The organism is Pseudomonas sp. GW821-FHT11G12, assembly GCF_058808055.1.
On record NZ_JBXARH010000005.1, the window covers coordinates 290,183 to 302,633 of the forward strand.

11 protein-coding genes are annotated in these 12,451 nt (G+C 60.7%); 10 read left to right on the forward strand and 1 reads right to left on the reverse strand.

Features of this window, described 5'->3' with window-relative positions; genetic code table 11:
* The first annotated feature begins 32 nt into the window (after nt 1–32).
* The 7 genes from AC1RR7_RS17615 (at nt 33) to AC1RR7_RS17645 (ending at nt 8,138) form a co-directional block, all read left to right on the forward strand.
* Complete coding sequence (locus AC1RR7_RS17615; RefSeq protein ID WP_493158065.1) at nt 33–1,292, forward strand: D-mannose isomerase; 1,260 nt, start codon at nt 33–35, stop codon at nt 1,290–1,292.
* Between the two features lie 118 nt (nt 1,293–1,410).
* The gene (locus AC1RR7_RS17620) at nt 1,411–2,712 is read left to right on the forward strand and encodes an ABC transporter substrate-binding protein (RefSeq protein WP_102621290.1); all 1,302 of its coding nucleotides are present in this window, start codon (nt 1,411–1,413) and stop codon (nt 2,710–2,712) included.
* Between the two features lie 93 nt (nt 2,713–2,805).
* On the forward strand, nt 2,806–3,714 hold the full coding sequence (locus tag AC1RR7_RS17625; protein WP_085697145.1) for a carbohydrate ABC transporter permease: 909 nt from the start codon (nt 2,806–2,808) through the stop codon (nt 3,712–3,714).
* Nucleotides 3,707–4,552 (forward strand): carbohydrate ABC transporter permease, encoded by an 846-nt coding sequence (locus AC1RR7_RS17630; RefSeq protein ID WP_096818250.1) that lies wholly within the window; start codon nt 3,707–3,709, stop codon nt 4,550–4,552. Before AC1RR7_RS17625 ends, AC1RR7_RS17630 begins: the two co-directional genes overlap by 8 nt.
* A gap of 2 nt (nt 4,553–4,554) precedes the next feature.
* Nucleotides 4,555–5,715, forward strand: coding sequence for an ABC transporter ATP-binding protein (locus AC1RR7_RS17635; protein ID WP_096818249.1), 1,161 nt, complete (start codon nt 4,555–4,557; stop codon nt 5,713–5,715).
* A 102-nt stretch (nt 5,716–5,817) separates the two neighbouring features.
* On the forward strand, nt 5,818–7,167 hold the full coding sequence (locus AC1RR7_RS17640; RefSeq protein ID WP_102621292.1) for a carbohydrate porin: 1,350 nt from the start codon (nt 5,818–5,820) through the stop codon (nt 7,165–7,167).
* A gap of 116 nt (nt 7,168–7,283) precedes the next feature.
* Nucleotides 7,284–8,138 (forward strand): D-hexose-6-phosphate mutarotase, encoded by an 855-nt coding sequence (locus tag AC1RR7_RS17645; RefSeq protein ID WP_102621293.1) that lies wholly within the window; start codon nt 7,284–7,286, stop codon nt 8,136–8,138.
* 207 nt (nt 8,139–8,345) lie between these two features.
* Here the strand turns inward: AC1RR7_RS17645 and AC1RR7_RS17650 are convergent, their stop codons facing one another.
* Complete coding sequence (locus AC1RR7_RS17650) at nt 8,346–9,206, reverse strand: MurR/RpiR family transcriptional regulator (RefSeq protein ID WP_169842436.1); 861 nt, start codon at nt 9,204–9,206, stop codon at nt 8,346–8,348.
* Nucleotides 9,207–9,432: 226 nt separating this feature from the next.
* Between AC1RR7_RS17650 and zwf the strand changes: the two genes are divergently transcribed.
* From zwf to AC1RR7_RS17665, 3 genes are read left to right on the forward strand one after another with little or no spacing between them, the layout of a single operon-like run.
* On the forward strand, nt 9,433–10,899 hold the full coding sequence (gene zwf / locus AC1RR7_RS17655; RefSeq protein WP_085709658.1) for a glucose-6-phosphate dehydrogenase: 1,467 nt from the start codon (nt 9,433–9,435) through the stop codon (nt 10,897–10,899).
* Complete coding sequence (gene pgl, locus AC1RR7_RS17660) at nt 10,886–11,599, forward strand: 6-phosphogluconolactonase (protein WP_096818242.1); 714 nt, start codon at nt 10,886–10,888, stop codon at nt 11,597–11,599. The genes zwf and pgl overlap by 14 nt, the downstream gene beginning before the upstream one ends.
* Nucleotides 11,600–11,616: 17 nt before the next feature.
* Nucleotides 11,617–12,282: a bifunctional 4-hydroxy-2-oxoglutarate aldolase/2-dehydro-3-deoxy-phosphogluconate aldolase gene (locus AC1RR7_RS17665; protein ID WP_011335602.1), complete on the forward strand. Its 666-nt coding sequence runs from the start codon at nt 11,617–11,619 to the stop codon at nt 12,280–12,282.
* The last annotated feature ends 169 nt before the right edge of the window (nt 12,283–12,451 follow it).

Here is a 12,451-nt window from a genome sequence, read left to right on the forward strand (position 1 = left end):
GCCCGCAGTCATAACAACAAAAAAGGCCTTCCATGGATCACTTCAATCCGGGCTTCAGCAGTTGGCTGAACGCCCCTGCCCACCAGCAATGGCTCGCCGACGAAGGCCTGCGCCTGCTGGCATTTGCCAAGGCTTCGCGACTGCCCGAAGGCTTTGGCAATCTCGATGAGCGCGGCCAGCTTCAGGCCGGTGCGCAAGCCGAAACCATGAACACCGCGCGCATGACCCACAGCTTCGCGATGGCCCATATTCAGGGCCTGCCGGGGTTTGCCGAGCTGGTCGATCACGGCATTCAGGCGTTGCGCGGCCCGTTGCGCGATGCGTTGCATGGCGGCTGGTTTGCGGTTGCCGAACACCGTGATGGCAACACCGGCAAGAACGCTTATCTGCATGCTTTCGTGGCCCTCGCGGCCAGTTCCGCGGTGGTCGCCCAGCGTCCTGGCGCACAGGCGTTGCTGGATGACGCCATCGACATCATCGACACCTGGTTCTGGAGCGAAGAAGAGGGCGCCATGCGCGAATTCTTCAACCGTGACTGGAGCGAGGAAGAAGCCTATCGCGGCGCCAATAGCAACATGCACGCCACCGAAGCGTTCCTCGTGCTGGCCGATGTCACCGCAGACCCGCGCTGGCTGGTGCGTGCGCAGCGTATCGTCGAGCGGGTGATTCATGGTCACGCAGCCGCCAACGATTATCTGGTGATCGAGCATTTCGACCGAAACTGGCAGCCGCTGCGCGAATACAACCACGACAATCCCGCCGACGGTTTCCGCCCGTACGGCACCACGCCGGGCCACGGCTTCGAGTGGGCGCGGCTGTTGCTGCACCTCGAAGCGGCGCGGGTTCAGGCCGGGATGCTCACGCCGGGCTGGCTGGCCACCGATGCGCAAAAGCTGTTCGAGAACAACTGCCGTCATGGCTGGGACGTCGATGGCGCCCCGGGCATCGTCTACACCCTCGATTGGGACAACAAAGCGGTGGTGCGCCATCGCCTGCACTGGACCCACGCCGAGGCCAGCGCCGCTGCCAGCGCCTTGCTCAAACGTACCGGCGATGCCCAGTACGAAACCTGGTACCGACTGTTCTGGGAATTTTGCGAAGCGAATTTCATCGACCGTTGCGACGGCAGCTGGCATCACGAACTCGATCCGCAAAACCGTCCAAGTGCCGATATCTGGGCGGGCAAACCGGATCTGTATCACGCCTGGCAAGCCGTACTGATCCCGCGTCTGCCGCTGGCGCCGAGCATGGCGACTGCGCTGGCACAGTTGTCCCGGCCCGTTCCTGTGTAACCATGCGGTGACATTTGCGCGTCCCTTCGTTACCTGCGAAGGGAAGCGCTCTGTTTAAACTCGTGTGCAGCGCAAGCACCAGACTTGCATGCATAACAACAAGAAAGGTACATCTCAGATGAATGCGATTTCTCGCCTCGCTACTGTCATTTCTGTCGCCTCCCTGTTCCCGCTCGCTGTGCTGCCCCTGAGTGTTTCCGCTGCCGAATCCAAAGGTTCGGTGGAAGTCGTGCATTGGTGGACGTCCGGTGGCGAAAAAGCCGCCGTCGATGTGCTCAAGGCACAAGTGGAAAAAGACGGTTTCACCTGGAAAGACGGCGCTGTCGCCGGTGGTGGCGGTGCGACTGCCATGACCGTGCTGAAAAGCCGTGCCGTCGCCGGCAACCCGCCGGGCGTTGCCCAGATCAAAGGCCCGGACATCCAGGAATGGGCGTCGACCGGTCTGCTCAGCACTGACGTGCTGAAGGACGTTTCCAAGTCCGAGAAGTGGGACAGCCTGCTCGACAAGAAAGTCTCCGACACCGTGAAGTTCGAAGGTGATTACGTGGCCGTGCCGGTGAACATTCACCGTGTGAACTGGCTGTGGATCAACCCGGAAGTCTTCAAGAAAGCCGGTATCGAAAAAGCCCCGACCACCCTCGCAGAATTCTACGCTGCCGGTGACAAGCTCAAGGCTGCGGGTTTCATCCCGCTGGCCCACGGCGGCCAGCCTTGGCAGGACAGCACCGTGTTTGAAGCGGTCGTGCTGTCGGTGATGGGCGTTGATGGTTACAAGAAAGCCCTGGTCGACCTGGACAACGCTGCCCTGACCGGTCCGGAAATGGTCAAGGCCCTGACCGAGCTGAAGAAAGTCGCGACCTACATGGACCAGGACGGCAAAGGCCAGGACTGGAACCTGGAAGCGGCCAAGGTCATCAACGGCAAGGCCGGCATGCAGATCATGGGTGACTGGGCCAAGTCCGAATGGACCGCCGCCAAGAAAGTCGCCGGCAAGGATTACGAGTGCGTAGCCTTCCCGGGCACCGACAAGGCGTTCACCTACAACATCGATTCCCTGGCCGTGTTCAAGCAGAAGGACGCGGGCACCGCGGCCGGTCAGCAGGACATCGCCAAAGTCGTGCTGGGTGAAAACTTCCAGAAAGTCTTCAGCATCAACAAGGGCTCGATCCCGGTGCGCAACGACATGCTCGCCGACATGGGCAAGTACGGTTTCGACTCCTGCGCCCAGACCGCTGCCAAGGACTTCCTGGCAGACGCCAAGAACGGCGGCCTGCAGCCGAGCATGGCGCACAACATGGCGACCACGCTGGCCGTACAGGGTGCGTTCTTTGATGTCGTGACCAACTACATCAACGACCCGAAAGCCGACCCGGCCGACGCTGCGAAGAAACTCGGCACCGCCATCAAGGCTGCCAAGTAACACCAGCGTAGAGCAGCAGCCAGCTTCAAGTCGCGCATCGGCTTGAGGCTGGCAGCTTGCAGCGGTCCCTCATCTTCTTTACTGGATCTTCCCATGAGTTCTGTTGCTGTGTTCAGCAAGGCCTCGCCGTTCGACGCATTGCAGCGCTGGCTACCGAAACTGGTGCTGGCGCCGAGCATGTTCATCGTTCTGGTGGGCTTCTATGGCTATATCCTCTGGACGTTTGTCCTGTCGTTCACCACGTCGACCTTCCTGCCGAACTACAAGTGGGCAGGGCTGGCGCAATACGCGCGGCTGTTCGACAACGACCGCTGGTGGGTGGCGAGCAAGAACCTGGCCGTGTTTGGCGGCATGTTCATCGGCATCACCCTGGTGATCGGCGTGACACTGGCGATTTTCCTCGACCAGAAAATCCGTCGTGAAGGCTTCATCCGCACCATTTACCTGTACCCGATGGCGCTCTCGATGATCGTCACCGGTACCGCGTGGAAATGGCTGCTCAACCCGGGCATGGGCCTGGACAAATTGCTGCGGGACTGGGGCTGGGAAGGCTTCCGTCTCGACTGGCTGATCGACCCGGATCGCGTCGTGTATTGCCTGGTGATCGCGGCGGTCTGGCAAGCGTCGGGCTTCATCATGGCGATGTTCCTCGCCGGTCTGCGTGGCGTTGATCAGTCGATCATCCGTGCCGCCCAGATCGACGGCGCGAGCATGCCGCGCATCTACTGGAAAGTGGTGCTGCCAAGCCTGCGTCCGGTGTTCTTCAGTGCGGTGATGATCCTGGCGCACATTGCGATCAAGAGCTTCGACCTGGTGGCGGCCATGACGGCCGGCGGCCCGGGTTATTCCTCCGACCTGCCGGCGATGTTCATGTACTCGTTCACGTTCAGTCGTGGGCAGATGGGCATGGGCTCGGCCAGTGCGATTCTGATGCTCGGTGCGATCCTCGCGATCATCGTGCCTTACCTGTACTCCGAGCTGAGGACCAAGCGCCATGACTAGTCTCGCTGCCAAACCTTCCATCAGCCTGAGCCGCATCGCGATCTACGCGGTGCTGATCCTCGCGGTCCTGCTGTATCTGGTACCGCTGGTGGTCATGCTGTTGACCAGTTTCAAGACCCCGGAAGACATCTCCACCGGCAACCTGCTGAGCTGGCCGACCGTGGTCAGCGGCATCGGCTGGGTGAAAGCCTGGGCGACCGTTGACGGTTACTTCTGGAACTCGATCAAGATCACCGTTCCGGCCGTGATCATCTCCACCGCCATCGGTGCGTTGAACGGCTACGTGCTGTCGTTCTGGCGCTTCCGCGGTTCGCAGCTGTTCTTCGGCCTGTTGCTGTTCGGCTGCTTCCTGCCGTTCCAGACCGTGCTGCTGCCGGCGTCGTTCACCCTCGGCAAGATGGGCCTGGCGAGCACCACCACCGGCCTTGTGTTCATCCATGTGGTCTACGGTCTGGCGTTCACCACGCTGTTTTTCCGTAACTACTACGTGAGCATTCCGGATGCGCTGATCAAGGCGGCACGCCTGGACGGTGCAGGGTTCTTCACCATCTTCCGCATGATCATCCTGCCGATGTCGACGCCGATCATCATGGTCTGCCTGATCTGGCAGTTCACGCAGATCTGGAACGACTTCCTGTTCGGCGTGGTGTTCTCCAGCGGTGATTCGCAACCGATCACGGTGGCGCTGAACAACCTGGTCAACACCAGCACCGGGGCCAAGGAATACAACGTGGACATGGCGGCGGCGATGATCGCCGGGCTGCCGACCCTGCTGGTCTATGTGGTCGCAGGCAAGTATTTCGTGCGCGGGCTGACGGCCGGCGCAGTCAAGGGGTAATCATGGCTACGCTCGAACTTCGCAATGTAAACAAGACCTACGGTGCCGGCCTGCCGGACACCCTGAAGAACATCGAACTGTCGATCAAGGACGGTGAGTTCCTGATCCTTGTCGGGCCTTCGGGCTGCGGCAAGTCGACCCTGATGAACTGCATCGCCGGCCTGGAAACCATCACCGGCGGCGCGATCATGATCGGTGACCAGGACGTCAGCGGCATGAGCCCGAAAGATCGCGACATCGCCATGGTGTTCCAGTCCTACGCGCTGTACCCGACCATGAGCGTGCGCGAGAACATCGAGTTCGGTCTGAAGATCCGCAAGATGAGCCAGTCGGCCATCGACGAAGAAGTCGCCCGCGTGGCCAAGCTGCTGCAGATCGAGCACCTGCTCAATCGCAAGCCGGGCCAGCTCTCCGGCGGTCAGCAACAGCGCGTGGCGATGGGCCGTGCACTGGCGCGCCGACCGAAGATCTATCTGTTCGACGAACCGCTGTCCAACCTCGACGCCAAGCTGCGCGTCGAGATGCGCACCGAAATGAAACTGATGCACCAGCGCCTGAAAACCACCACGGTCTACGTGACCCACGACCAGATCGAAGCGATGACCCTGGGCGACAAGGTGGCGGTGATGAAGGACGGCATCATCCAGCAGTTCGGTACGCCGAAAGAGATCTACAACGACCCGGCCAACCTGTTCGTGGCGAGCTTCATCGGTTCGCCGCCGATGAACTTCATCCCGCTGCGCCTGCAACGCAAGGATGGCCGTCTGGTGGCGCTGCTGGACAGCGGCCAGGCCCGTTGCGAGCTGCCGATGGCGATGCAGGACGCCGGTCTCGAAGACCGCGAAGTGATCCTCGGCCTGCGTCCGGAGCAGATTGTTCTGGCGAACGGCGAGGGCAACGGCCTGCCGAGCATCAAGGCTGAAGTGCAAGTCACCGAGCCGACCGGTCCGGACACCCTGGTGTTCGTCAACCTCAACGACACCAAGGTCTGCTGCCGTCTGGCCCCGGACGTGGCGCCGCAGGTGGGTGAGACCCTGACCCTGCAATTCGATCCGTCGAAAGTGCTGCTGTTCGACGCCAAAAGCGGCGAGCGCCTGGGGGTTGCCGGTCTGCCGAAGACTGAAGCGCACAGCGCCAACGTCGCTCAGTTCAAAGGTCGGTAAGAAATCAATGTGGGAGTGAGCCTGCAACAGGCTCATTTCTGCAGGGGATGTAAACCGCGTTGGAAAAAAACAGTTAATAACAATAAAGACGAGGATGTAGGGATGAAAAAGAAACACGTCAATGCCCGGTTGATCTGCCAAATGTCAGCTGCGGCCGCATTGGTTCTGGCCGGCAATGCCATGGCCGCCGATGCATTCAGCTCCGATTCCAAGTGGATGACGGGCGACTGGGGTGGTGAGCGGACCAAGCTGATCGAGCAAGGCATCGACATCAAGGCCGACTACGTTGGGGAAATGGGCGCCAACCTGCATGGCGGCTACAACGACGACAAGACCGGCCGCTACAGCGACCAGTTCGGTCTGGGCGTGGCACTGGACCTGCAAAAACTCTGGGGCTGGGACAACACTCAGGCCAAGATCCAGCTGACCAACCGTAACGGTCAGAACATTTCCAACGACCGCGTTGGCGATCCGCGTGCCGGCACCCTGTCTTCCTCGCAGGAAGTCTACGGTCGTGGCCACATGGTGCGTCTGACCCAACTGTGGATTCAGCACCAGTTCTTCGACAACAAACTCGACGTCAAGGCCGGTTACTTCGGTGAAGGCGAAGACTTCAATACCTTCCCGTGCGAATTCCAGAACCTGGCGTTCTGCGGCTCGCAGGTGGGTAACTGGGCGACCAACATCTGGTACAACTGGCCCGTCAGCCAGGCCGCGATCCGCGTGAAGTACAACATCAACGACGAGCTCTACGCGCAGATCGGCGCGTACAACCAGAACCCGTCGCAGCTGGAACACGGCAACGGCTTCAAGCTCAGCGGCAGCGGCACCGCCGGTACCGTGTTGCCGGTCGAACTGGTCTGGTCGCCGAAGGTCAACAGCCTGCCGGGCGAATACCGCGTCGGTTACTACAAGAGCACGGCTGATGCCAATGACGTCCGTGAAGACATCAACGGCAACGACGCAGCAACCACCGGTAACGCCTACCGCACCCACAGCAGCAAACACGGCTACTGGTTCGTTGCGCAACAGCAGCTCACCAGCCACAACGGCGACGCTTCCCGTGGTCTGAACATCGCGGCCAACGCCACGTTCCACGACAAGGACACCAACTTCATCGACAACTATCAGTCGGTGATGTTTGTCTACAAGGGCCCGTTCGATGCACGTCCGAAGGATGACGTCGGTATCGGTGCCGCGCGTATCCATGTCAACGACGACGTGAAGAAAAACGCCGAGCTGCTGAACGCTTCCAACGGTGTTTCGGACTACGACAATCCGGTGTTCTCGCCGATTCGCGAGACCGAATACAACTACGAGATCAACTACGGCTTCCACGTCACCAACTGGCTGACCGTGCGTCCTAACCTGCAATACATCACTCACCCGGGTGGTGTGGATCAAGTGGACAACGCATTGGTCGCTGGCCTGAAAATTCAGTCTACGTTCTAACGCGTCTGCGATAAGCTCCTCTCTATGTGCGCATATTTGCGGACAGCCCAGGCTGTCCGCTTTTTTTTGCAAAGGGGCGTCGCAGCCCATGAAAGTTGAATCTGGAACCGTGGCCCATGCATGAGCATCCGCTGCAACGCTTCTTCAAATCCTTGCGCGAACGACCGGTGTTCGCCTGGGAGCGCTATCAGATGCGCGATGTGCTGGTGATCGACCATCCGCTGTGTCAGGCGGTGTTCAGTCGTCAGGGCGCGCAGTTGCTGCATTTTCAACCGCGCGGGCAAAAACCGTGGCTGTGGTGTGCGGCAAAGTGGCCGCATGTCGGCGCGATCCGTGGCGGTGTGCCGGTTTGCTGGCCGTGGTATGGCCGTCATCCGAGCGAAAACGCGTGGCCGTCCCACGGCTGGGCGCGACTATTGGACTGGAAACTGCTCGACAGCAGCACCAGCGATGACGGCGTGCGCCTGCATTGGCAATTGCAGCTGTGCGACTGGCAGGTGGACCTGCACGCGCACCTGGGTGAACGCATGGAATTGCGCCTGAGCACCGAGCATCAGGACGACATGCCGTGCCAGTTGAGCCAGGCTTTGCACGCTTACTGGCGTATTGGCGATGTGAGTGAGATAGCGCTGTCTGGGCTCGAAGGGGCGCAGGGTTACGATCAGTTGAACCGTGAGATTTGTCAGCAGGAAGGCGAATTACGGGTCGATGGCGGCTGTCAGCGCGTGTTCCAGCACGACGGCGAATTGCAGCTCAAGGATCACGCCTGGCAGCGCGAGTTGTGCATCGATACCGGTGACAGCGCGGACACGGTGGTGTGGCACCCGGGGGCGCGGCCGTTGCTGGGCGTGACTTGGGATGAGATCTCGGAATTTGTCTGTGTTGAAGCGGCGGCGGGGGGAACCGACAGCTTGCATCTGGCGCCGGGGGAGAAGGCGCATTTGAGTTTGCAGGCTTGGGCTGCTGCTTGAGTGGGTCAGTTCCACTGCTGCCCTCACCCTAGCCCTCTCCCGGAGGGAGAGGGGACTGACCGCGGGATGCTGACGAGTTACGCCGACGTGAAATTGCAGTACCGAATCCATAATCGACCCAATCTTTCAGGTCGATGTATAACGCAAGACACCTCGGTCGGCTCCCTCTCCCTCCGGGAGAGGGCTGGGGTGAGGGGCTTTTGATCTTCAGTTGAACTCGTCACCCACCGGATACCGGCTCGCATTCAAGCTCTCTTTGATCTTGCGCAGATGCGGCTGGAAATCCACCCCGCGACGCAAAGTCATCCCCGTCGCCAGCACATCCAGCACCGTCAATTGAATGATCCGCGAAGTCATCGGCATGTAGATGTCGGTGTCTTCCGGCAGCGGAATGTTCAGGCTAAGCGTACTGGCCTTGGCCAGTGGCGAGTTCTCGGCGGTCAGGCCCAGTACCGAAGCACCGTTCTCCCGGGCGATGCGCGCCACTTCCACCAGTTCGCGGGTGCGCCCGGTGTAGGAAATGATCACGAACAGCTCGCCAGTGTGCGCCACCGACGCAATCATCCGTTGCATCAGCACATCGGCGTGGGCGGTCACCGCCAGGTTGAAACGGAAGAATTTGTGCTGCGCATCCAAAGCCACCGGGGCCGAGGCGCCGAGGCCGAAGAAGTGGATCTGCCGGGCCTGGATCAACAGGTCGACGGCGCGGCTGATCAGGTTCGGGTCCAGCGCCTGGCAGGCGCTGTCGAGCGAGGCGATGGCGCTGCCGAAAATTTTCTGTGTGTAGGCTTCGGGATTGTCATCAGCTTCCACTGCACGGCTGACATACGCCGCGCCGCTGGCCAGGCTCTGGGCCAGTTGCAGCTTGAGTTCAGGGTAGCCGCTGACACCGAACGAACGGCAGAAACGGTTGACCGTCGGTTCACTGACCGACGCCGCCTGGGCGAGGGCGGCGATACTGAAGCGGGTGGCCTGCTGTGGGTTGAGCAGGATCACTTCGGCGACTTTGCGTTCGGCCTTGTTCAGCTCTTCAAGGCGACTCTGGATCTGTTCCAGTAAATTTCGCACGCGGTCCATAAGAATTCCTAGATTCACCGGCGCCGATAAGCGCGCGGCTATGCAAATTGGGCCTTTGATGTGGCCCGTGACGGTGGCCTATCCTACTGATGGCTCCGACCGACCACCACTCGGAATCTGTATTTTGCGAAAATGTTGTGGTTATTACTACATTTTCCCTTGAGTGATGCCTTGAAAAAAGGTATTTGTAGCTTAACTTGATAAAAGAACAAACATCATGCCTTCGATTACGGTTGAACCGTGCACCTTCGCCTTGTTCGGCGCCTTGGGCGATCTGGCCCTGCGCAAGCTGTTTCCTGCCCTTTATCACCTGGATGGCGCCGGCCTGCTGCACGAGGACACGCGTATTATCGCGCTGGCCCGTGAAGAAGGCACCGAACAGCAGCACATGGCATTCATTGCCGCCGAACTGCGCCGCTACGTGGGCAAGGAACTGGACGAGGCCGTGGCCGAGCGCTTTCTGGCGCGCCTGACCTACCTGCACGTCGACTTCCTGAAGGCTGAAGATTACGCGGCGCTGGCCGAACTGGCGGGCACCAAACAACGCATGATTGCCTACTTCGCCACCCCGGCGGCGGTGTATGGCGCGATCTGCGAGAACCTGGCGAAAGTCGGTCTGGCCGAAAACACCCGCGTGGTGCTGGAAAAACCGATCGGCTCGGACCTGGAATCCTCGCGCAAGGTCAACGACGCCGTGGCGCAGTTCTTCCCGGAGAACCGCACCTACCGCATCGACCACTACCTGGGCAAAGAGACGGTACAAAACCTGATCGCCCTGCGTTTCGCCAACAGCCTGTTCGAAACCCAGTGGAACCAGCATTACATCTCCCACGTGGAAATCACCGTGGCCGAGAAGGTCGGCATTGAAGGCCGCTGGGGCTATTTCGACAAGGCCGGCCAGCTGCGCGACATGATCCAGAACCACCTGCTGCAACTGCTTTGCCTGATCGCCATGGACCCGCCGGCCGACCTGTCCGCCGACAGCATCCGTGACGAAAAAGTGAAAGTGCTCAAGGCGCTGGCGCCGATCAGCCCGGAAGGCCTGACCACTCAAGTGGTGCGCGGCCAGTACATTGCCGGCCACAGCGAAGGAAAATCCGTACCGGGTTACCTGGAAGAGCCGAATTCCAACACCCAGAGCGACACCGAAACCTTCGTCGCCCTGCGTGCCGATATCCGCAACTGGCGCTGGGCCGGCGTGCCGTTTTACCTGCGAACCGGCAAGCGTATGCCGCAGAAACTGTCGCAGATCGTCATCCACTTCAAGGAACCGTCGCACTACATCTTCGCCCCGGAGCAGCGCCTGCAGATCAGCAACAAACTGATCATCCGTCTGCAACCGGACGAAGGCATTTCCCTGCGTGTGATGACCAAGGATCAAGGCCTGGACAAGGGCATGCAGCTGCGCAGCGGCCCGTTGCAACTGAATTTCTCCGACACCTGGCGCAGCGCGCGGATCCCCGACGCCTACGAGCGGTTGTTGCTGGAAGTGATGAACGGCAATCAGAACCTGTTTGTCCGTAAAGATGAAATCGAAGCCGCGTGGAAGTGGTGTGACCAGTTGATCGCCGGGTGGAAAAAATCCGGTGACGCGCCCAAGCCGTATGCGGCCGGGTCGTGGGGGCCGATGAGCTCCATTGCATTGATCACGCGGGACGGGAGGTCGTGGTATGGCGATATCTGATGTGAAACTGCCCGCGGGCGTAAATGCCCACGAATTCAAGAGCCCGGTGTTGCTCGCCGAAGGCTTGGCGCTGAATGTCGCCAAGCAGTTGAGCGATGCATTGGCAGCGCGCGGCAACGCTGTGCTGGTGGTGTCCGGCGGTCGCAGCCCCGTGGCGTTTTTCCAGCACCTGGCCAAGCAGGCGCTGGACTGGTCGAAGGTCGTCGTGACCCTGGCCGACGAGCGCTGGGTGCCGGTCGAACACGCCGACAGCAATGCCGGCCTGCTCAAGCAGTATCTGCTCAAGGGCCCGGCGGCCAAGGCGCAGTTCCTCAGCCTTTACAGCGCGGCGGCCAACGTCGAGCAGGCTGCGGAGCAGGCCGATCGGTTGCTCGCCGAGTTGCCGCCCATCGACGTGCTGGTGTTGGGCATGGGCGATGACGGTCACACCGCGTCGTTGTTCCCGGACAGCCCGAACCTGACTGAAGCCCTGCAAGCCGATGGCACCCGTCGCTGCTGGCCGATGCTGGCGCCAAGCGTGCCGCGTCAACGCTTGACCATGAGCCGGGCGCTGCTGGCCTCGGCGCGGCACAAGATTCTGTCGATTTCCGGTCAGTCGAAACTGACCACCCTGAATGCCGCACTGGCATCCAACGACGTCGCCGCCATGCCGGTTCGCGCGTTTCTGCAACCTACGTTAGAGATTTACTGGTGCCCATGAGCCAAGGAACAGCCGCTATGACAACCCCATCCCCGACCGTTTCCATGGCGGACAAAGTTGCCCTGATCGACAGCCTCTGCGCCAAGGCGCGGATCCTGCCGGTGATCACCATCGCCCGTGAACAGGACGTGTTGCCGCTGGCCGACGCCCTGGCCGCCGGTGGTCTGACCGCGCTGGAAGTGACCCTGCGTTCGCAGTTCGGCCTCAAGGCGATCCAGATCCTGCGCGAACAGCGCCCGGAGCTGGTGACCGGTGCCGGCACCGTACTCGACCGCAACATGCTGGCCGCGGCCGAAGCGGCCGGTTCGCAATTCATCGTCACCCCGGGCATCACCCGTGACCTGCTGGAAGCCAGCGTCGAAAGCCCGATCCCGCTGCTGCCGGGCATCAGCAACGCCTCCGGCATCATGGAAGGCTATGGCCTGGGTTATCGCCGCTTCAAGCTGTTCCCGGCTGAAGTCAGCGGCGGCGTCGCAGCCATCAAGGCTCTCGGCGGCCCGTTCGGCGAAGTGAAATTCTGCCCGACTGGCGGTGTCGGCCCGGCCAACATCAAGAGCTACATGGCGCTGAAAAACGTCATGTGCGTGGGCGGCAGCTGGATGCTGGATCCTGAGTGGATCAAGAACGGCGACTGGGCGCGCATTCAGGAATGCACCGCCGAGGCTCTGGCGCTGCTGGACTGATGTTTCTGAAATAGTTTTTTCCTGACACTTCGTTGTGTGTTCTACGGCTTTAACGGTGCGCTTGGTCGGTGCACCGTTTTTTTTTGCCCGCAAAAAACCTTCGTTATCTCGAGATACGTTATCTGGAGATACATAGTTACCGCACCCGGCTTCGCGTGGGGCGCTAACC